Raw genomic sequence first — 22,569 nt, 5'->3', positions numbered from 1 at the left:
TCTTGCGGACGTCTCCCCGCCGGTCCATGCTGTGCGGACGACCGGGGGTTGCTCCGAGGACGGATGACCTCATCCGCGGCAGGCCCGCCGGCCGACCAGGGGAATCCCATGTCGTTGCTCGGCAAGAACCTGGCCGTCGGCGCCCAGGGCCCGGACGTCGTCATCCTGCAGGGCGCCTTGCGCGAACTCGGCCTCGACATCCCCGACGACGAGACCGCCGCCGGCCGGTTCGGGAAGGGCACCGGCGTGGCGCTGGCCAGGTTCCAGCGCTCCCAGCGCCTGGACCCGACCGGGATCGCGGACGACCACACCGTCGAGGCGCTGACGAAGGCGGTCGGGCACGAGCTCGGAACGGACGACCGGCCGGCCCCGGATCCGGATGCCCGGCTGGTTCGCGGCCAGGTGATGTACTACCGCGGCCTGCCCATCGCCGGGCTGCCGATCAGGGTGGTGCACCGCGGCCTGCGCACCGACCTGCCGCTCGGCGCGACCACCACCGACGACCGCGGCGAGTACGTCGTCCGCTACTCGGTGGCCGAGCTGCCGCAGCGCCGCGCCGACATTCAGATCCGGGCCTACGCCGACGATGCGGCGGCGGACGGCGCCAAGGCCGACACCGCGATCGCTCAGTCCCGGGTGATCTACGCCGCCGGGTCGATGGAGAAGATGCGGCTGCGCGTCTACGGCGGACCGGACACCAGGTGGACCGAGTACCAGCAGTTGGCGGCCGAGCTGGCGACCCACCTGGAGGACCTGCCGGTCGGCGACCTGGCGGAGAAGGCCGGCCGGCACGACGTGTCCCTGCTGGCCGGCAAGACCCACCAACCGATCCGGCGGCTGGCCGACTTCGTGGTCGCGCACAAGATGGCCGCTCACACCGAGCTTCCGGCCGAGGCGCTGTACGGCTTCGTCCGCGGCAACGCGGGCACCGACCTGGTCACCCTGCTCGGGCAGAGCGACGACCAGCTGCAGCGCACCCTGCGCCGGGCCGCCGATGCGGGGATCGTCCCCGGCGCGGTGATCGACGGCATCGACGGGGTCGCCCCCCGGCTCCGGGAGGCCGCGGTCGGCCTGCTCGCGCGGGACCCGCAGGCGCTGGGCGGGGCGCTGACCGCGCTGCCCGACCGCCGGGATCGCACCGAGTTCCTGAACCGCTGGATGGCCGCCGCCACCCCCGCCGCGCCGCAGCCGGATCCGGCCGGCGGGGCGGATCGGCCGGTCGGATCGCCGGACCTGGCGACCGCCACCCAGGCGTTCTGGCGCGAGCTGGCCGACCATCCACGGCTCGGACCGGCCGTGCCAGTTTTGCAGCTGGACATGCAGCTCGCCGCGCTGACCGGCAGCCACGCCCCGCTGGTCCGCCAGTTGTCCGCCCGCCTGGCCGACGGGCAGGGTGCCCTGCGCGCCCTTGCCGGGTTCTCGGCGGCCGACTTCGAGGCCGCCATCCGGCAGCTGCCCGAGGACGAGCAGTTGCCGGCCGGCTTCACCGTGCCGTTCGACGGCGCCGGTGATCCAGGGCTGCCCGAGCACGAGCGGGCGATCGGCGCCTACGCCCGGACGCTGACGACGATCATCGCCGACGCCATGCCGACCGCGGCGTTCGCGCACCGGGCCGCGGCGGACGAACGGCAGTCCGACGACCTGCGCCGGTTCTTCCGCAACGTGGCGACCGCGGACACCGAGATCGATCTGCTGGACGGGACATTCGACCGCACGAAGCTGGACCCGCTGCTCGACGGCGTGCAGGACAAGGCCCGGGTCCGGGCCGAGGTCGGCGGCGTGAGCCGGCTGCTGCGGGTCACCACCGACTACGACCACCTCGACGCGTTGCGGCGGGCCGGGCTGGACTCGGCCCGGGCGATCGATCAGCTTGGCGCCGGCGTGCTGATCGCCCGGCACGCCGACGAACTCGGCGGTCCGGCGCAGACGCTGCAGTACGCGGAGAAGGCCGCGATGATCTCGGCCACCAGTACCGCGCTGTTCGAAGCCTACGCGCCGCTGTTCAACAACCTGTCGTTGCCGGTGCTGCCGGCCTGGGACACCACCGCCGAGCCCACCCTGGAGAACCTGTTCGGCTCCCTGGACCTGTGCGCGTGCAGCGACTGCCGCACCGTGTTCAGCCCGGCGGCCTACCTGGCCGAGCTGCTCGGCTGGCTGGGCCAGCGGGCCGCCGGCGGTGGCCGAACGGCGCGGGACGTGCTCTACGCGCGGCGCCCCGACATCGGCGAGATCGAGCTGTCGTGCATCAACACCAACAACGCGCTGCCGTACATCGACCTGGTCAACGAGCTGCTGGAGACCGTCGTCGCGCCCGTCCCGCCGGTCGCGTTGGACGCCGCCTTCGCGGCCGAGTTGGATGCCAGCCGAGTATCCGACGAGCTGCGGGCGCAGTTCGCCGGCACCGGACTGCCGCTGACGGCCGATCACGCCGCGTTCGTCGTCGCCGCCGACAGCCACTGGTTCCTCACCGATCGGGCGGCCCTGTGGGTGGTGCGGCGCACCTCGCCGGCCGAGCTGACGGCCACCTTCGGCAGCTACCAGACGTCGGCGTCGACCACGGAGCTGGCCGCCGACGCCGAGCATCGGTGGCCCGCCGCGTACACCCTGCTGCGCAATGCCCGCTACCCGGCGGACCTGCCGCTGGACCTGTGGACGCTGGAGGTGCGTACCTACCTGGGTCACCTGCTGGAGCCGGGCGTCGCCGCGCCGAACCGTGCCGAGCTGATGCGGACGCTGGCGCCTGCGGGCGTCGATCCGGACGCGTCACCCGACATCGCCACCGAGTCGCTGGGCCTGACGGTGTCCGAACGCGCGCTGATCGTCGATCCCGTCCCGGCCGACCCGTGGGCCCTATTCGGTTTGCTCGAGCACGGCAACCCCATCGAGGTCTTCGCCGCCGGCCAACCGGGGCAGCGTACGACGATCGCGCTGGACTGGATCGACGCGCTGCGGTGGGTCCGGCCCCTGCTGGACCGGACCGGCCTGACCTACGACGAGCTGCTGACCCTGCTCGGCACCGACTACGTCAACCCCGGCCGGGCGATCCGGATCGAATCGGCGGATCCGGACGATCCGCTCAGCTGTGCGGTGTTCAAGCTGGTCCTGGCCGGCCCCGATCCCGCCGCCGACCTCGACGACTACGCCGCCGCCGCGATCCGCCTGCTGCGGTTCACCCGGCTCCGGCGGGTGCTGGGGTGGCCCGCGCGGCACCTGGACGACCTGATCACCGCCCTGGCGGGAGCGACCGCCGACGTCGACGCCCGGTTGGACGGACCGCTCGTCACCTCCCTGGCCGGGGCCGACCGGCTGCACCGGCAGCTGGGCATCGGGCTGGACGAGTTGCCCGGGTTCTGGGCAACCCTGGCCACCACCCGGCCGGATGACCAGTTCCACCGGCTGTTCGGCGACCCCACGGTGCGGCGGCCGGTCGATCCCGCCTTCGCCGTCGACCCGACGGCGGCGGGCGGTCCCGAGCTGGCGATCGTGGCCGCCGACCCGGCGCACGCCACTGTCGCCGCGCACGCGCCGACCGTGCTGGCCGCCCTGCAACTCACCGACGCCGACCTCACCACCCTGCTCGCCGTGCTGCCGGACGGCCGGCTGACCCTGGCCAACCTGTCCCGGCTGTACCGCTGCGCCCGGCTGGCCCGCGCCCTGAACCTGGAGGCCGGCGAGCTCATCGCGCTGCTGGAGGTCGCCGACTCCCCCTTCGCCGCTGGTCTGCGGGGCCCGGCGGCCACCCTCCGGTTCGCCGCCCTGGTCACGGACGTCCGGTCAACCGGCCTGAGCATCGCCGACGTCGACTACCTGCTGTACCACCGGTCGGCCCCGGCCGCCGGCGCTGCGTCCGTGGCGATCGACGACGGCCAGATCGCCCTGGTCCTGGACGATCTGCGCGGCGACCTGCGGCTCGTCGCCGACGCCACCACCGTCGCCGACGATCCCGACGGGACGCTGCTGGGCAAGGCGTTGGCCGGGCTGCGCTGGCCGGCCGGCCTGATCGCCTCGGTGACCCAGGCGCTGGACGGCACCGCCGGGTACTCGGCGCCGCTGGCCGCGTTGCCGGCCGGGCTCGTGCTGCCGCCGGACCTGGTGGGCCGGATCGGGCACGCCGACGGCCGGCTCACCGTCCGCGGCGCCCTCACCACCGCCGAGCGCGATGCGCTGCTGGCTGCCGACCCGGACCCGGCGTTCGGCGCCGCGGTGACCGCCCTGTACCAGGCGCCGCGGGACGACCTGACGACCGCGCTGAAGGTGTTCGAATGGCCGGCGCTACGCGTCCCGCTGGCGGCGTTGCCACCGAACCTGGTGCTGCCCGCGGGATTACGCGCCCGGGTGTATTACGACGCGCCGGCCGGGCAGCTGGTCGGTAAGGCGCCGGTGACCGCGGCCGAGGCGGTGCCGTTGGCGGCCGCGTCGACCGATCCGACGTGGCGCGCCGCGGTGGCCGCGCTGGTCGCCGCCCCCGCCGGCTACGCGCCGCTGGCGGAGCAGCGGTTCCTGACGGCCGCGCAGGCGTCCGCGCTGGCCGACCTGCCCGGGGAGCCGGCCCGGCGGTTCGCCGCCCTGCTGGCCCCGGTCCTGCACTATGTGCGGCGGGCGACCGGCCGGCGCCTGATCGGGCAGAAGCTGAGCCAGGACTTCGGCATCGCCGCCACGGTGGCCGACCGGCTGCTGGCGGTGCAGTTGCCGGCGGCCGGGGATCCGGCCCTGCCGGCGATCACCGACCTGCTCGCCGACCCGTTCGTCACCAGCGACCGCGACGTCCCGGTCACCCGGGCCGCCTTCGCCGCCCAGTTCGACACCTACACCCGGATGTACAAGGTGGCGCAGGTGGTGGCCGGCCTGCGGCTGACCACCGGCGAGTTGGACTGGCTCGCCCGGTTCGGCCCCACTGTCGCGCCGCGGCCGGTCCAGTGGCGGGCGGGCGCCGCCGCGTCCTGGTGGGATCCGCGCACGGTGGTGGTCGCCCCGACGGCGCGGACCGCGGCCCCGCTGGCCGCCCTGCTGCGGCTGGCCGCCCTCGACCGGCTCCGCGACACGCTGACCGAGACCGCAACGGGCGACCTGCTGGCCGCCGCGCGCGAGCCGGGAGTCGTTGCCGCGGACCTGTTCTCCAGGTTCGCCGAGGCCGTCTCGGCGACCGGCCGGCCGGTGACCGACGCCGACGTCATCGCGCTGGCGGCCGCGGTGCAGGTCGCCGCTCCCGCGGACTTCGTCGACGAGGCCGGGCCCGCCCGGCTGCTGGCCGCTGTCCGGCTGGTCCGGCGCACCGGCGCCTCGGTCACCCAGTTGCTTGGCCTGGCCGCGCCGGAGGCGAGCCAGGACGATGCCCGCACCGCACGCCAACTGGTCAGGGCGCGCTACGACGACGCCGGCTGGCAGGGCGTGGCCAAGCCGTTGCGGGACGGGCTGCGGGCCCGACAGCGCACCGCGCTGGTGCGCTACGCGCTGAGCCACCCCGAACTGTTCGCCCCGCACCCGATGCGCGACGACGCCGACCTGTTCGGGTACCTGCTGATGGACAGCCAGATGGAACCCATCATGCTCAGCTCCCGGATCAAGCAGGCGATCAGCTCGATCCAGCAGTTCGTCCAGCGGTGCTCGATGCAGCTGGAACCCGACGTGACCGTCGATGCCGCCGTCGATCCCGGTTGGAACGACTGGACCTGGATGTCCGGCTACGTCCTGTGGGCGGGCAATCGGCAGATCCTGTGCTACCCGGAGAACTGGCTCGAGCCGTCGCTGCGGGACGACAAGACCCCGTTCTTCGCCGAGCTCGAATCCGCCCTGATGCAGGACGACGTCACCGCCGAGCTCGTTGAGGACGCGTTCACCGCCTACCTGCAGCGGCTCAACGACATCGCCCGGCTGGAGATCCTGGGAATCTGGGACCAGCCGCCGGTGGCCGGCCGGCCTGCCACGCTGCACCTCATCGGACGGTCCCGCGGCAAGGCCCCGAAGTACTACCACCGCACCCGGATCGCCGGCGCGGCGTGGACCGCGTGGCGGCCCATCGACCTCGACATCGCCGAACCGCAGGTGCTGCCGGTGGTCTGGAACCGCCGCCTGTACCTGTTCTGGCCGGTGTTCACCGACGTCACCCCGTCGCCGGCGGCGGGCGACAAGCCGGTGGTCCCGACGAACCGGCGCGTCGACCTGACCCTGGCCTACTCGCGCTTCTCCCGCGGCAAGTGGCAGCCCAAGCAGCTCACCGACCTGACCGTGAGCACGCCACTGGCCCCGCTGGACGACGCGGCGGACGGCGGTCGCGGGCGATTCGTGTTGCGCGCGAGCGTGCCCGGCAGCGGCGGTCCCGACCTGTGGATCTGGCCCGAATGGGACGACCCGCACACGACCATGGCCACGGCGACGTCGCCTTACCAGCCAGGGACGCCGGGCACGCTGAACTACGCGAACGTCACCGGTTTCCACTTCACCGGAGCCGACGACCAGGTCGAGCCGTTCCACCAGAACATCAGCGGCATCTTCGAGCCGAGCGGGACGACGCCGGTCGGCATGCTGTTCGCGCAGAAGGGGTCGGCGCCGTTGAAGCTGCCCGCCGAGCTGCACGGGACCGCCGAGGACACCGCCTTCGCCGTCTCGCCGCCGACCTTCTCGCTGGCCTACCCGCACCAGGACCAGTACCTGAGCGGGCAGCGGACGTTCGTCTACCAGGACACGTCCAAGACGTACGTGGTCGACCCGATCGTGGGCTCCGCCGGCCACTTCCAGTGGGTGCAACCGGAGAAGGTGCATCCGGGCATCTTCGGTGCGATCAAGGATCGGTACTACACCGGGATCAGCGCGGCGGCGGCCGCCGCCGCGCTGATCAGAAACCCCGCCGTCATCGATCCGCCGGCCGGGCCACGGCCCGATCCGGTCGCCCGCCTGGGCACCGCCGACCCGGTCCGGCTGGCGATGGCGCAGGTGGACGCGAAGGCGGCGTTCCTGACCGACGCAGCCGCCGCGCAGCGGGACCTGAGCCTGCTGCCGGCCCGCACCGACAAGCGTTACGTGGTGTCCAAGGCCGACAAGGCGATGGTGCCGATCTCCGCGTACCTCGACGACGCCCGCATCGTCGGCCAGGCCGGCTGGCAGTGGGTGTCCACCCCCGCCCGCCGGTACGTCTTCCGGGCCGGTTTCCACCCGTACGCCTGCGATTTCGAGCAGGACCTGGCCGTCGGCGGGGTCGAACGGCTGCTCGCCCGGGCCAACCAGCTGCGCACAGCAGCCCCGTTCGCCGGCCGGTACGGCCCCGGCACGCTGGTCAGCGCGCCGTACCCGGTCGAGGACGTCGACTTCACCGCGGACGGCTTCTTCCAGCAGTACAACTGGGAGCTGTTCTTCCACGCGCCGCTGCTGATCGCCACGAAGCTGGCCGCCAACCAACGGTTCGCCGAGGCGCAACGCTGGTTCCACCTCATCTTCAACCCCCGGGACACGTCCAACGGTCCGACGCCGGCCCGGTTCTGGCAGACCCGACCATTCTACGAACTGACCCAGCCGCAGGTGCTGGCGCAGCGGATCACCGAGCTGATCACCGCGCTGGCCGGTGGCACCGCGGATCCGGGGACGCTGCAACAGATCGCGGCGTGGCGGTCCAACCCGTTCAATCCGTACGCGGTGGCCCGACTGCGGCCGGTGGCGTTCCAGAAGATGGTGGTGATGCGGTACTGGGACAACCAGCTCGCCTGGGCCGATCACGAATTCCGGCAGGACACCTCGGAGAGCATCCTGCGCGCCCTTGGCCTGTTCGTGCAGGTCGGCGAGGGGCTGGGGCGACGGCCGACGACCATGGCGCCCCGGGCGCTGCCGCAGGTCCGGACGGCGGTCAGCCTGGACGCCGACGTCGACACGTTCAGCGACACGCTGGTGCAGATCGAGCAGGTCATCGGCGCGCCGGCCCCCGACGCGGTGCGGCCGGCGCCCGACGCGCCCCCGCTGACCTGGCCGAAGACCCTGTACTTCGGGGTGCCGTCGAACACCCGGCTGGCCGGCTACTGGGACACCCTGGCCGATCGCCTGTTCAAGATCCGCAACTCGATGAACATCGAGGGCGTCGTCCGGCAGCTGCCGCTGTTCGACCAGCTGGTCGATCCGGCCCTGCTGGTCCGGGCCGCGGCGGCCGGGATGGACCTGTCCAGCGCGCTCGCGGACAGTTCGGCGCCCACCCCGCACTACCGGTTCCGCACCCTGGTCGCCCAGGCGCTGACCCTGGCCGCTGACGTCCGCTCGCTCGGCGCGGCGCTGCTGTCGGCCCTGGAGAAGCGGGACGCCGAGGCCCTGGCCCAGCTGCGGGCGACCCACGAACGGCTGCTCGCCGACGACGTGGAGAAGATCCGGGTCGGCCAGGAGTCCGAGGCGGACCAGCGGATCGCGGCCCTGCGGGTGCAACGGGCCGGTTCGGTGCAGCGGTACCTGCACTTCCAGAAGCTGCTCGGAGTCACCGCACCCGCGGCGCCGGCCGAGGACAAGCCGATCCCGCTGGTGGCGCCGTCGGCCAACGCCAGCATCACCACCAGCGACGGGGTCAAGCTGCTCGGCCACGAGAAGTCCGAGCTCGACCGGCTCGAGGACAGCTCGAAGGATCAGCAGTGGGCGGCGGGCGCGCAGGGCGTCGGCAGCCTGCTGGCGATCATCCCGACGATCGCGTTCGACGTCACGCCGTGGGGCATCGGCGTCGGTTCGTCCTGGGGCGGCGCGAATCTCGCCGCGGCCGCGAACGCGCTGGCCTCGGTGTTCACCGCCAACGCGGCCAGCGCGAACTTCCAGGCGAACAAGTCGGCCCGGCTGGCCCAGGCGGTGATCCGGGAACACGACTGGGTGCTGCAGAGCAACCAGGCCGCCCAGGACATCATGCTGATCGACAGCCAGCGCGCGGCCGCCCAACTGGCCAAGAAGGTGGCTACCGACGAGCTGGCCAGCGCCCGGCGGGCCCGCGACCAGGCGGCGGCCGTGCAGGAGTACCTGCAGACCAAGTACACCGGCACCGAGCTGTACGACTGGCTACTCACCCAGACCTCGGCGCTGTACTTCCAGGCCTACCAGCTCGCCTACGACATGGCGAAGAAGGCCGAGCGGGCGATGCGTCGTGAACTCGGCACCACCGACGGGGATCTCATCCAGTTCGGGTACTGGGACAGCCTGCGCCGGGGGCTGCTCGCCGGGGAACGACTGCAACTGGCCGTGCACCGCCTCAACAACGCCTACCTCGACGCGAACCGCCGCACCTACGAGATCACCAAGCACTTGTCGCTGGCCGCGGTCAACCCGGCGGCCCTGGTCGACCTGCGGCAGACCGGCCGGTGCACCGTGCAGCTGCCCGAGCCGTTGTTCGACCTCGACCGTCCGGGTGACTATCAGCGCCGCATCAAGATGGTCAGCCTGACCATCCCCGGCGTGCTCGGGCCATACGTCGGCGTCAGCTGCCAGCTGACGCTGCTGTCCAGCGTCGTCCGGACCAAGGCCACCCCCGCCACCCCGTACCGGTCGACCGGCGCCGACGACGCCCGCTTTCAGTACTCCGTCGGGGCCGGCACGTCGATCGTCACCAGTTCCGGTCGCGACGACTCGGGCCTGTTCGCCCCCAGCTTCAACGACGAGCGCTTCCTGCCGTTCGAAGGGGAGGGTGCGGTCAGCACCTGGCAGCTGGACATGCCGGCCGAGTTCGCCCAGTTCGACCGGCAGACCATTCCCGACGTGGTGCTCACGGTGTGCTACACGGCCCTGTACGGCGGCGACCCGCTGCGCGCCGCCGCGGTCGCCGATCTGAAGGCCGCGCTCAAGGCGATGGAGGTCCAGCAGGGCCGGCGCGGGCTGTACCGGCTGCTGTCCGTGCGGCAGGACGACCGGCTCGCCTGGCAGGCCATGCGCAGCCCCGCGCCCGGGGCGCTGGATCCGCACACCCTGACGATCACCATCGGACCCGACCGGTTCCCGTTTCTGTACCAGAACCGCACGCTCACGGTGGACCGGGTGGCCGTCTTCTTCCGGACCGCCGCGTACGACGCGGCCGACCCGTTCGCCATCACCCTGCAGCCGCCGGGCGGGGCGGCGCTGCCGCTGCCGGTGGCGGTGGTGGGGACCGATCTGGGCAGCCTGCCGGCCGCAGTCACCGACATCGCGCCGGCGGCCCCGGTCGGACCCGACGCGACCTGGACGGTGCAGCTCACCGCCCTGCCGTCGGCACTGGTCGACCAGGTCGACGTCGACGGTACCCCGATCGACCGGCTCAAACCGGATGCGTTGGAGGACATCGGTGTGCTGCTCCACTACACCTTCTGAACCGGACGGCACGATGAAAGCACAGGTCCCGCCGGCCGCCGCGGCGGCGCAGCGGATCGGGGAGTACGCCCGCCGGCTCGGCCGACCCGGCGACCTGCCGGGGCCGTTGCTCGATCTGCTCGACCGGACCCTGCCGCTGCCCGCCGGTCACCCCGCCTACCCGGCCAACGCGCTGTGCCCGGGCAGCTACCCGGTGGAGGTGTCGTTCAGCGAACTCGATCCGGACGCCCTGCGGGTGGACGTACAGCCCGATCTCCGGCTCTCGCCGGCGGACCGGCTGGCCGCCGCGTTCGAACTGGCCCGGCCCCCAGCGGGGTGGTCGCGTTGGCGAGAGTCGTTGGCGCCCAGCCGTTTCGGCGCCTTCGTCGGGCTGTCGGTCGGGCCGGTGGTGGTCGGGCCGGTCGTCGGGACGCCGGTTGTCGTGTTGCCCGACCGGCCGACCGGTGCGCGATGGACCGCGTACCTCGAATTGGACCACGGGGCGTCGGCGCTCCCCGAACCGTTCGCCGGCCTCGTCGACGCGCTGCGCAGGCACGTCCCCGGGCTGCGGCCGCACCTGGTGTCGCTGACCGGCGACGGCGCCGAGCGGGTCTATCTGGAGGCCGGCGCCGGCCTGGCGCTGCTGGACCTGTTCGATTGGGCGCCGCCGTCGCTCGAACCGGTGCTGCCCGCGCTGATCGACGCGGTCCGGCGGCTGACCGGCGGCTGCCTGGTGCTGCCCGGCGGCGGGGCGCTGCTGGCGCTGCGACCGGCACCCGCCGGTGGGCCATCCGGCGTGGAGCTCAAGGTCGAACTCACCCGCCAGCTGCTGGTGCCCGACGCCATCGACGTGGTCCAACGGCTGCTGGTGGACCGGCCGTCGGCGGCCGCGGGGCTGCGCCGGTGGCGGAGGGCGCTGCCGCCGCGGACCGAACCGTCGGTGGTCAGCGTCCGGATCGCCCCCGGCTGCCCCGGCCCGCGGCTCAACGCATACGCGGCCGTGCTGGGTGCGGTCGCCGCCGACGGCCGGCGGAGCGTCGCATGAGCGAGGCTTGCCGAGCGAACGATCAACACTCGAATGTCGACGCCGTCCTCGGGGGATCCGAGCGGGCGAGGAGTCCGCAGGACGGCGTCGGCATGAGCGAGGCTTGCCGAGCGAATGATCAACACTCGAATGTCGACGTCGTCCTCGGGGGATCCGAGCGGGCGAGGAGTCCGCAGGACGGCGTCGGCATGAGCGAGGCTTGCCGAGCGAACGATCAACACGTCGACATGAGCGAGGCGCGGGCGCAGCTGCCGCCGCGCACGGCCGCCGATCTGGGGCCGGCGACCGAGGCCGCCCAACTGCTGTACCGGGCCGGCGCCCGCCGGGTGTGGATCTGCGGGTCGCTGGCCCACGGCCAGCACTGGGACGCGGCGTCGGACCTGGACTTCGCCACCACCGGGCTGCCCGCCGGGCAACGCGTGGCGCTGACCGGCGTGCTGAGCGAGCGGACCGGCCGCGCCGTCGACGTCATCGACCTGGACGACGCACCGCCGTTCCTGCGGGTGCAGATCATGCAGGCGATGATTCCGATCGACCGGTTCGGCCGGACCGCGCCGGCCACCCGCGGGCTGCTCAACCCGCCGGTGACGACCCTGACCCACCGGCCGCTGCCCCGCGGCCTGCACGCCCGACGGCACGCGGCCGTGCTCGAGGTGCTGCGCGACCGGGGCAGCCGCGACGTCCTGGACCTGGGCTGCGGCACCGGCGAGTTCGTCGCTGCCCTGGCCGCCGCGTCCGACGACGCGTCGCGGGTCGCGGGTCTCGACCCCGACCGGACCGCGGTCGCGGCCGCCCGGGAGCGGGTGGCGACCGAGCTGCCGGGCGGCCAGCGGCAGCGGGTCCGTATCGGGGTGGGCGGCGTGGACGATCTCGAACGGCGCTGGCGCGGTCACGACGCGCTCGTCGCGATCGAGGTGATCGAGCACCTCGATCCGCCGGTGCTGCGCCGGCTCGACGAGATCCTGTTCCGCCGGCTGCGTCCGGCGACGATCGTGGTCACCACCCCCAACGCCGACTTCAACGCGCTGCTGCCGGGTCGCGGGCTGCGGCACCCGGACCACCGGTTCGAATGGACCCGGCCGCAGTTCGCCGCGTGGGCCCGGGCCCGCGCGGAGTCCGGCGGGTACCGGGTGCGGATCACCGGCGTCGGCGAGTCCCACCCCGAGTGCGGCGCTCCGTCCCAGCTGGTCGCGTTCACCCGCGGGAGCGCGGCGTGATCGGCGCCAACCGGGTCGGCGCCGGCCCGGACCCGGCCGGGGCGGGCGAGGCCGACGAGTCGACGGCGGCGTACCGGTCGCCGACGCTGACGCCGCCGAAGGCGGGCGGCGCCATCCGCGGCATCGGCGAGAAGTTCACCGCGAACCCGGCGAGCGGCAGCTGCGGGCTGACGATTCCCATCGCCACCACCGACGGCCGGGACAGCTTCGGGCCGCAGCTGGTGCTCAGCTACGACACGACGGTCGGCAACGGGCCGTTCGGGCAGGGCTTCACGCTGTCCGGCGCGTCCATCTCCCGGCGCAGCGACAAGGGCCTGCCGCGCTACCAGGACGCGGACGAGTCGGACGTGTTCGTGCTGTCCGACGCCGAGGACCTGGTGCCGGTGCTGCGGGCCGACGGCACCCGGTTCGTCGACACGACGTCGGTGCCCGGCTCCGTGATCCACCGGTACCGGCCGCGGGTGGAGGGCGCGTTCGTCCGGGTGGAGCGCCTCACCGAGGCGGCCACCGGCGCGGTCTCCTGGCGCACCATCAGCCGGGACGGCATCACCTCCCGGTACGGCACCGACGAGCAGTCCCGGGTGGCCGACGGCCACGCCGCGACGACCCGCGTCGCCCGCTGGCTGCTGCGCGAGTCCTATGACGGCAAAGGCCATGCGATGCGGTTCGAGTACGTCGCGGAGAACGGCCGCGGCGTCGACGTGACCGCCGCGCACGAGGCGAGCCGGTCTGCCGCCGCCCGCGGGCGGCACCGCTACCTGAAACGGATCTGGTACGGCAACCGGGTGTCGCGCCTGACGGAGCCGGATCTGGATGCCGCGCAGTGGCTGTTCGAGGTCGTGCTGGACTACGACGAGGCGCACTGCGTCGACGTGCCGGCCGACCCGGTGCGGCCCCGCGACGAGCAGCACGACTACGTGCTGGCCGCCCGCGAGGCGATCGACGACTGGCCGGTGCGTCCGGACCCGGTGTCCAGCTACCGGGCCGGCTTCGACATCCGGATGTACCGGCGCTGCCGGAGGGTGCTGATGTTCCACCACATCCCGGCGCTGCCGTCCGGCGAACCCGGCTACGACGGGCTCGTCGCGGCGACCGAGTTCGACTACCACGACCTGGCGTATCCGGCCGACTCGTTGGCGGCCGAACTGGCCCACCCCGGCAGCACCCGGTCCGGCTCCCTGCTGTGCGCCGTCACCCAGGTCGGGTTCGTGCCGGACAGCACCGCTCCGCCGGATCCCGGCGTGGACCCGCGGTATCGGCGGTACCTGCGCCGGGCGTTGCCGCCGCTCACCCTGGAGTACAGCCGGCCGGTGATCGACGACCGGCTGCACGAGGTGGACGCGGCCGACCTGGCCACCGCGCCGGCCGGTATCGGACCGCCGGCGGTGCTGGTCGATCTCGACGGGGACGGCCTGACCGGCATCCTGCAGGAGCTGCCCGGCGCGTGGCACTACCTGCCGAACGCCGGCGAGGGCCGGTTCGGGGCGCCGGTCACCCTGGCCACCCGCCCGGCCGGCGGCCGGATCGCCGCCGGGAACCGGTTGCTCGACCTGACCGGTCGGGGCCAGGTCGACCTGGTCGAGTTCCGGGGACCGACCCCCGGGTACTTCGCCCGGGAGGACGGCGAGTGGGCCGACTTCGAACCGTTCCCCGGCCTGCCGAACCTGGACTGGCACGACCCCAACCTGCGCTTCGCCGACATCGACGGCGACGGCGTCGCCGACGTCCTGGTCACCGCCGGCGACTGCATCACCTGGTACCCCTCACGCGGCCGGGACGGGTACGGACCGGGTATCCGGGTCGACCAGCCGTCGGACGAGACCCGGGGACCGCGAGTACTCTTCGCCGACCCCGAGCAGTCGGTGCAGGTGGCCGACATGTCCGGCGACGGGCTGCCCGACCTGGTGCGGGTGCGCAACGGCGAGGTCTGCTACTGGCCCAACCTCGGCTACGGCGCCTTCGGCCCGCGGGTCGTGCTGGACGGCTGCCCCCGGCTGGACGCGCCCGACCAGTTCGCCCCGGACCGGATCCGGCTGGCCGACATCGACGGCTCGGGCACGACCGACCTGGTGTACCTGGGCCGGGAGTCGACCGTCGTGCTGTTCAACCAGTGCGGCAACCGGTGGAGCCGGCCACGGAAGCTGCCCGCCTTCCCGGTCACCGACTCCACGGCCACCGCCGAGGTTCTCGACCTGCTCGGCACCGGCACCGCGTGCCTGGTCTGGTCGACGCCACTGCCCGACCCGGGCGGGTCCCGCATCCGCTACCTGGACCTGACCGGGGCGACGAGACCGAATCTGCTCACCCGGGTGGTGAACAACCTGGGCGCGGAGACCTCGGTGCAGTACCGATCGTCCACCGGGTTCTACCTGGACGACCGGCGGGCGGGCCGGCCATGGGTGACCCGACTGCCGTTCCCGGTCCCCGTCGTCGCGGCCACCCAGGTGCGGGATCGGGTCAGCGGCAACGTGTTTCGGACGAGCTATCGGTACCACCACGGCTACTACGACCCGGTGGACCGGGAGTTCCGCGGCTTCGGCATGGTCGAACAGGTCGACGTCGCGGCCGCCGACACCGACCCGGACGGCCCGCCCAGCAACACCGGCACCGGCGCGGACGCGCCGCCGATGTACAGCCGGACCTGGTTCCACACCGGCGCTTTCCTGGGTCGCGACCGCATCTCCGACTACTTCGCCTGCCTCGGTCCCGCCGGGCGCGGCGAGTTCTACGCCGAGCCTGGCCTGTCCGACGCGGCGCGCCGGGCGCGGCGGCTGCCCGACTCGGTTCTCCCGGACGACCTGACCCCGGCCGAGCAGCGGGAGGCCTGCCGGGCGCTGCGCGGATCGATGATCCGGCAGGAGATCTACGACCGGGACGCCCCCGCCCCCGGGGTCGCGCCGATCACCGTCCGCGAGCAGAACTTCGGGGTCCGCCTGCTCCAGTCGCGTCGGAACCAGCGGCACGCGGTGCTGCTGGCCGTTCCCCGGGAGACGCTGACCTACCAGTTCGAACGCGGCGCCGAGGCGCGGATCAACCACACCGCGGCCCTTGCGGTCGACGACCACGGCAACGTGCTGCTGGCCGCGTCCGTCGGGTACGGCCGGACCCGGCCCGATGCCGCCCTGCTCGAGGCGGACCGGTTGCGGCAGGTGGCGACGCTGGCCACCCTCACCGAGGCGGCCTTCACCAACGTCGTCGACACCGCCGACGCCTACCGGATGCCGCTGCCGTCCGAGTCCCGGGTGTACGAGCTGACCGGCCTGCCGGCGGTGAGCGCGGCGGGCCGGCTGTCCCTGGCCGCGCTGGCCGCGGCCGCCACCGGGGCGGCACCGCTCCGGTTCGACGAAGCGCCCACCGCCGGCGAGCAGAAGCGGCTACTCCAACACACCCGGACCTATTACCGCGCCGACGATCTCGCGAGCGACCTGCCGCTGGGCGTCGTCCAGTCACTGGCCCTGCCCGCACAGGCCCTCCGGCTGGCGCTGCACCGGCAGATGGTCGCGGGGGTGTTCGGCGGGCGGGCCGACGACGCCGACCTGACCGCCGGCGGCTACCGGCACGACGCGGGTGACGGGGACTGGTGGGCGCCGTCCGGCCGGCTGTTCTACTCGCCCGGCCGCGACGACCCGACGGCCACCGAACTCGCCCGGGCCCGGGCGCATTTCTTCCTCCCTGTGCGGTTCCGCGACCCGTACGACACCGCGGCGGTGCCCACCGAGAGCACGGTGTCCTACGACGAGTACGACCTGCGGGTCCAGGAGACGGTCGACGCCCTGGGCAACCGGGTGACCGTGGGTGAGCGGGCCGTCGATCCGGCCGACCCGCCGGTCCGGCACGGCCTGGACTACCGGACGGTGCAGCCGGTGCTGCTGATGGACGCCAACCGCAACCGCAATGAGTGCGTGTACGACGCGCTGGGCATGCTGACCGCGACGGCCGCGATGGGCAAGCCGGAGGACGTGCCCGCCCGCGGGGACAGGATCACCGGCGCGCTGGTGGTCGAGCCGACCCGCGCCCAGATCGCCGCGCTGCTGGCCGCGCCGGTGGCCGGAGCCGCCGCGCTGCTCGGCGATGCGACGTCGCGGACGGTGTACGACGTGCACGCCTATTGGCGGTCCGGACGGGCGCCGGCGGTGACCGTCACCCTCGACCGGGACAACGTGCACGCCGCCGAGCCGGTCCCGGCGGCCGGGTTGCGCATCCGAATCGGCGTCGCCTTCACCGATGGGTTCGGCCGCCAGATCCAACGCAAGGTGCTGGCCGAGCCGGGACCGGCGCCGGAGCGGGACGCCCTGGGCCACATCGTGATCGGCGCCGACGGGCGGCCGGCACCGGGCGCCGCCGTGGCGACCAGGTGGCTGTGCTCGGGCTGGCAGGTGTTCAACACCAAGAGCAACCCGGTCCGCGAGTTCGAGCCGTTCTTCACCGAGCTCGCCGGCTTCGAGCCGGACACTCGGGTCGGGGTCACCGCGGTCCGCTGCTACGACGCCGGCAGCCGGCTCATCGCCCGGCTCTCCCCGGACCACACCTTCGAGAAGACGGTCTTCGGCGCCTGGAGCCACGAGCTCTGGGACCGTAGTGACACCGTGCTGATCGACGACCCGGCCGACGACCCCGACGTCGGCGGCTGGTTCGGGCACCTGGATCCGGCCGAGTTCCGGCCGACCTGGCATGCGCTGCGTACCGACCCGGCGCTGGCCGCGGCGCGCTGGCCTGACGCACGCGACCAGGCGGCGCAGGTCCGCGCCGCCCGCGGCGCCGAGGTGCACGCCGCGACGCCCAGCACCCTGCACGTGGACGCGCTCGGCCGCGGCATCGCGGTCACCGAGCGCAACGTCGCGCGGTACTCCGGCTCCCCCGCGACCGCCGAGGTACTGCGCTCCGGCACCGTCCTGGATATCAAGGGCAATCACGTCGCCGACCGGGACGCCACCGGGCGGCTCATCGCGACCGCCGGCTACGACCTGCTCGGTGCCTGCCTGGTCCGCACCGGGCTGGACGCCGGACCGCGCTGGACGCTCGCCGACGTCACCGGAAACCCGTTGCGCGGCTGGGACAGCAACGGCACCGCGACCCGCACCCGGTACGACGCGCTGCGTCGGCCGGTCGAATGGCTGGTCGCCACGGCCGGCGGTGCGGAGATCGTGGTGGGCCGCAACGTGTACGGGGATACCGCGTCGGCCACCCCGGAGGAGCGCAACCAGCGCGGCAAGGTGGTGCAGATCCAGGACCAGGCGGGCGTAGTTGGCCAGCCGGACTGGGACTTCAAGGGCAACAAGCTGGTCAGCAGCCGCCAGCTGGCCGCCGAGTTCGCCACCGTGCTGGACTGGTCGGCCGGCCCGGCGCTGGCCACCGAGACGTTCACCGGCGCCACGTCGTTCGACGCGCGAAACCGGCCGATTCAGACTGTGGCCCCGCACAGCGATCAGACCGCCGGCGGCTACTACGTGACCCAGCTCGGCTACGGCGTCGGCGGGCTGCTGGACACGGTGGACGTGTGGGACGGCCTGGCCGCCCGGCCGGACGGGGCGCTGGATCCCGGCACCGCCACCATTCACGCGGTCACCGGAATCGACTACGACGAGCTGGGCCACCGGACCCGGATCGGCCACGGCAACTCGGTGGTGACGACCCTGCGGTACGAGCCGGCGACCTGGCGGCTGGCGAACCTGACCACCCGGCGGGATCCGGCCACCTTCCCGGGCGACACCGCGGCGCCGGCCGGTTGGCCCGGCATGCAGGTGCAGAACCTGCGCTACACCTACGATCCGATGGGCAATCCGACCTCCATCCGGGACGACGCCCAGCAGGCCGTCTTCTTCCGGAACAAGCGAGTGGAACCCACCGCTGAGTACACCTACGACGCCCTCTACCAGCTGATCGAGGCGACCGGCCGCGAGCATCTCGGCCAACCGGCCGGTGGCCCGTTGCCCTTCGGTCCCGACGACGGCCCGCGGATCCGGCCGGCGCCCGGCGACGGGCGGGCGATGGCAACCTATCTCGAACGGTATGCCTACGACGCGGCCGGCTCGCTCACCCGGATCGCGCACCGCGGAACCGATCCCGCCGACCCGGGCTGGACCCGCACGTTCGCCGACACAGAGGCGAGCCGGCTGGAGCCGGGCCGCACCGGAAACCGGCTCACTAGCTCGGAAATAGCTGACACCGTCGAGGTTTTCAGCATAGCCGGGGACGGGTACGACGCGAACGGCAACGCCCTGCGCCTGCCGAACCTGCCGCAGCTGCAGTGGGATCACGCGGACCGGTTGCGGATGGCCCAGCGGCAGGTGGTGAACGGGGGAGGCGGGGAGCGGACCTGGTTCGTCTACGGCGCGGACGGCGGACGGGTCCGTAAGGTCCGGGTCGACGCGGCCGGACAACCGGTGTCGGAGCGGGTGTACCTGGGCGGGCTGGAGATCTTCCGCACGCTCTCCGGCGCGGCCCTGACCCGGGAATCCCTGCACATCAACGACGACGACGGCCGGATCGCCCTGCTCGAGACCCGGACCGCGGGCGCCGACCCGTCCGCGGCCCGCCTGCTGCGCTACCAGCACGGCGACCACATGCGGTCGGTGCGGATCGAGCTGGACGAGAACGCCGCCTTGCTGAGCTATGCCGAGTACACCCCGTACGGCTCGACCGCCTACCAGGGTGTGCACACCGCCACGCAGACCTCCAGCCGGTACCGCTTCGCGGCCCGGGAACGGGACGAGGAGACCGGCCTGTACTACGTCGGTGCCCGGTACTACGCGCCCTGGCTCGGCCGGTGGCTCAGCACCGACCCGGAGGGCACCGCCGACCATCCGAACGCCTACGCGTACTGCCGGGGCAACCCGATCAGGCTGACCGACCGGGACGGGCGGGACGGCGAGACCGAGCAACCCAGCAACTGGAACCGCTTCCTGGGCGGGCTGAAGATGATCGGCGGGGCCGTCGAGATGGTCGCCGGCGGCACCCTCATCGTGGGCGGAGTGGTGACCGCCGAGACCGGGGTCGGCGCCGCGGTCGGCATCGGCGGCGGGATACTGGTCGGTGGTCACGGCATCGACACCGTGCAGTCCGGGGCGCGCACCCTGTGGACCGGCCGGGAGGTGGACAGCGGCACCTCGGAGGTCCTCCAGTCGGCCGGGATGAGCCGCACCAGCGCCAATCTCACCGACGCCGGCATCGGCATCGTCGGGTCGTTGGGGGCCGGCGCACTGGCCAAGACGCCGGCCATCGCCGGAGTGGCGGCGGAGACGTCGATCACCGTCTCGCACGCCGCCGGGGCACCATCCGCGCTCGGCCTGACCAATCCCCTCGGCTACGCGATCGGGCACACCCGGGTCGGCGTGACGATCGTCGACGAGGCCGGCCAGACCTCGACCGTGTGGTCGCACCTGATCGTCCCGGAGGCGCCGAACCGGGTGATGATGCTCGGCGGCACCCTGGTCAAGAGCGGAGACGCGGTGATCGTGACCGGCGACGTCGCGCCGAGGTTCGCCTCGCTGGCGACCGTCCCGCTGACCACCGAACAGGCCATGGCCGCTCGCGCGTTCATGCAGAGCAGTGCCGGCAACGCCGGCGCCTACGGCCTCTTCGTCAACGATTGTGCCAGCTACGGCGGGCAGGTCTTCAACGCCGCCGGTGTGAGCGCCTCGGGGGTGACGCCGTCCACCCTGTGGCTCAGTGCCGCGCTGCGCTCGGGCACGCCGGTGTCCACGATCATGACCGCGCCGCTGGTGGTCCGGCCGGTGGCCGCGACCGGCGCCACCATCAGCTTTGTCAACGGGGTCGGCTCGCTCACCTACAGCCACACCCCGGCGGGGCCCCTCACCTCGACGACGCCGGCCGGGACGAACTCGTCGACGTTCGTCATCCAGTCGACCCCGCTGCCGCAGTCCGGCGGCCTGCCGGATCCGCACGCGTTCACCACCTTCGACCAGTTCGTGTCCGCGGCCAGCGCCGGCTACTCACAGGACTACCTGATGCAACAGTGGGCGAACGTGCACGGCTGGCGGTCCGGGCCGTAGGCCGACCGGGCGTCATGGCGAACCGAACCCGGCGTTGCGGGCCTTGACGATAGCCGGCGCCCGGTCGGCGACCAGGAGCTTGCCGAGAGTCGCCGAAACGTTGTTCCGGACGGTCTTCTCGCTCAGGCCCAGCCGGTCGGCGATGACCGCATTCGCCTCGCCGGCCGCGATCCGGTCGAGCACATCGCGTTCGCCGGGCGGTTCGGACACCTGGGTGATCGCGGCCTGTCGGGAGGCGGATGCCCGGCTCGCCCCCAGGTCGACGTTGTCGATCTCCCCGGCCCGCATCGCCGCGAAACCCGCGCAAGCACTCGGTGGGCCGCCGCGAGTCTGTCGCGGCCGCCCGGCTCAGCGACCCGCACGTCATCCCGATCCACCGGTATGGCGACATCGATGGGCAGTTGTACCTGCACACGCGCCTGGTCCGCGGCCCGGACCTTGCGCAGGTACTGGCCGAGGACGGTCCGTTGCCCGTCGCCCGCGTGACACGCGAGCATGGGCGGTAGTGCCACTGGCAAAGTAAGAGCGCAGCAATGACCGATTGGGCCGGTCTCGCAGCGGACATCGGCTAGGGTCGTCGCAGCCCGCCATCTGTGTTTGGACAAGCGTCGCTGGGGGAATTGCAGGAGCCTGAACTATCGGATCGATGCAGACGGTTTGCAAGATGATGCGACGAGTGTGACTCGTCCAACCTTGGAAGGACGGGGAAATCACACATGAAAGACTCGGAAGGACAACGCAATCAACAAAGTCGGCGTAAAGTGTGTGCGCTCATCACCGCATTATCAACATGTGCGGTAATCGGCTCATGCAGTAGCGGTGCCAGCGCGCCGACGTCGACCTCTCCACAGCCAAGCGTTCACCAAGCGACCGAAACGTTAAGTGCGTCCGTGTCACCCACGGGTCAGCAACATTCGCCATCGTCGGTTCTGCGGTCCTCAACCGCCAGCCAGCAGCCATCAAGTGCGCCTGCCTTCTTCCCGAAATGGCAACTTTCGAACAAACTCGGTGACAAGGTGACGATGCGCGTAGAAGCCCTGCCCGTGGGTCCCGCCAACGGAGTCGTGGGTGCCGATAAACTGACGAGTGAATCATGCGAGGCCGAAATAGCGAAAGCAGGAATCGATCTCGACCGATCGGTTGCCATACCAACCGTCATATCGGTCGTAATCCAGTCACCACTGGCCGTCAGGGTCGAAATGCCCCTAATATATACCATGTCGGTCATGCAGGTAGGCGCCATGGCACCATTGCCACCAACAAATACAGTATGGGTTGGTCTCGAAGGCGACACCTGCAATGCGAATACTAGTCTGTACCAAACCAATACCTGGAAACTTGACGCAGGCACCGGCAAGCCCTGGGTGCTATGGAGAGGATGGATCATGTTCCCGGACGTAACACCCAATGATCCTCAAGGGGCGTCATCTGATGCTCACCGAGCACTCTTTAATCTTGCCGGCATCAGACTGAGCGGCGAACCAGCACAGATCGATTCGGTCTCAGACGATCCGACCGTAAAATGCGGTGCAACGACGGGACTGAAGCCAATCGAGCTTGGCAGTGCGCTGGCGGCTGGCTGCACCCAGGTCGGGTGAGTCGATCGATACCCTCGAATCCCCCGAATCGAACTTAGAAATTTGTCGACGATACCCGAAGATTTCGCTCATTCGCGAACCCGTCGACTGGACTGCCTACAGCACCGCTCTCGTCGGGTGCGGCACCGACAGCGTGTTCATCAATGCAGCAACGGGCTTCACCTCCCGGATCTCGGATCTTCATCGTCTATCGTTTGCCCACGCAGGACGCCACGAGAAACTTGGTCAGGCGTGTCTTACTTATGCAATCCGTTGCTCGAACGCAGGCAAGAGAATGATCGTAGGTCAAGGTATCAATGACGAATGATGAAGCGTGCCAGTTCGCCAACTCGAGCCTCATGACACCGATTAGGGAAGAATATTGCGGTCGCACCTTGGCGCATCCGGACCCTCCGCCGCTGCGGGAGGACGCGGCCCGTCGTCGCCGGTCC

At 72.1% G+C, this 22,569-nt stretch carries 6 protein-coding genes; 5 read left to right on the top strand and 1 reads right to left on the bottom strand.

Annotated elements, in window-relative coordinates; all coding sequences use genetic code 11:
* Positions 1-63 precede the first annotated feature (63 nt).
* From ACILSK_RS18555 to ACILSK_RS18540, 4 genes are all read left to right on the top strand, one after another.
* On the top strand, positions 64-10,287 hold the full coding sequence (locus ACILSK_RS18555) for a neuraminidase-like domain-containing protein (protein ID WP_395728663.1): 10,224 nt from the start codon (positions 64-66) through the stop codon (positions 10,285-10,287).
* Between the two features lie 13 nt (positions 10,288-10,300).
* Positions 10,301-11,311 (top strand): hypothetical protein, encoded by a 1,011-nt coding sequence (locus ACILSK_RS18550; protein WP_395728662.1) that lies wholly within the window; start codon positions 10,301-10,303, stop codon positions 11,309-11,311.
* A 188-nt stretch (positions 11,312-11,499) separates the two neighbouring features.
* The gene (locus tag ACILSK_RS18545; RefSeq protein WP_395728661.1) at positions 11,500-12,528 is read left to right on the top strand and encodes a methyltransferase domain-containing protein; all 1,029 of its coding nucleotides are present in this window, start codon (positions 11,500-11,502) and stop codon (positions 12,526-12,528) included.
* Complete coding sequence (locus ACILSK_RS18540) at positions 12,525-20,540, top strand: SpvB/TcaC N-terminal domain-containing protein (RefSeq protein ID WP_395728660.1); 8,016 nt, start codon at positions 12,525-12,527, stop codon at positions 20,538-20,540. The genes ACILSK_RS18545 and ACILSK_RS18540 overlap by 4 nt, the downstream gene beginning before the upstream one ends.
* A gap of 12 nt (positions 20,541-20,552) precedes the next feature.
* On the opposite strand, the gene ACILSK_RS18535 is transcribed toward ACILSK_RS18540, so the two are convergent.
* Positions 20,553-20,828 (bottom strand): LuxR C-terminal-related transcriptional regulator, encoded by a 276-nt coding sequence (locus ACILSK_RS18535; protein ID WP_395728659.1) that lies wholly within the window; start codon positions 20,826-20,828, stop codon positions 20,553-20,555.
* A 428-nt stretch (positions 20,829-21,256) separates the two neighbouring features.
* Here ACILSK_RS18535 and ACILSK_RS18530 point away from each other — a divergent pair, with 428 nt between their 5' ends.
* Entirely contained in the window at positions 21,257-22,138 is an 882-nt protein-coding gene (locus tag ACILSK_RS18530; RefSeq protein WP_395728658.1) for a hypothetical protein, read from the top strand.
* Positions 22,139-22,569: the final 431 nt, after the last annotated feature.

Source organism: Nakamurella sp., assembly GCF_044224575.1.
GTDB lineage: Bacteria > Actinomycetota > Actinomycetes > Mycobacteriales > Nakamurellaceae > Nakamurella.
This window is presented reverse-complemented; position numbering and strand designations above follow the sequence as displayed.

What these genes read in the sequence shown, in the direction of transcription:
- ACILSK_RS18535 (WP_395728659.1), bottom strand. Translation starts at nt 20,828, where the DNA reads ATGCGGGCCGGGGAGATCGACAACGTCGACCTGGGGGCGAGCCGGGCA.
- ACILSK_RS18545 (WP_395728661.1), top strand. Translation starts at nt 11,500, where the DNA reads ATGAGCGAGGCTTGCCGAGCGAACGATCAACACGTCGACATGAGCGAG.
- ACILSK_RS18555 (WP_395728663.1), top strand. Translation starts at nt 64, where the DNA reads ATGACCTCATCCGCGGCAGGCCCGCCGGCCGACCAGGGGAATCCCATG.
- ACILSK_RS18550 (WP_395728662.1), top strand. Translation starts at nt 10,301, where the DNA reads ATGAAAGCACAGGTCCCGCCGGCCGCCGCGGCGGCGCAGCGGATCGGG.
- ACILSK_RS18530 (WP_395728658.1), top strand. Translation starts at nt 21,257, where the DNA reads ATGAAAGACTCGGAAGGACAACGCAATCAACAAAGTCGGCGTAAAGTG.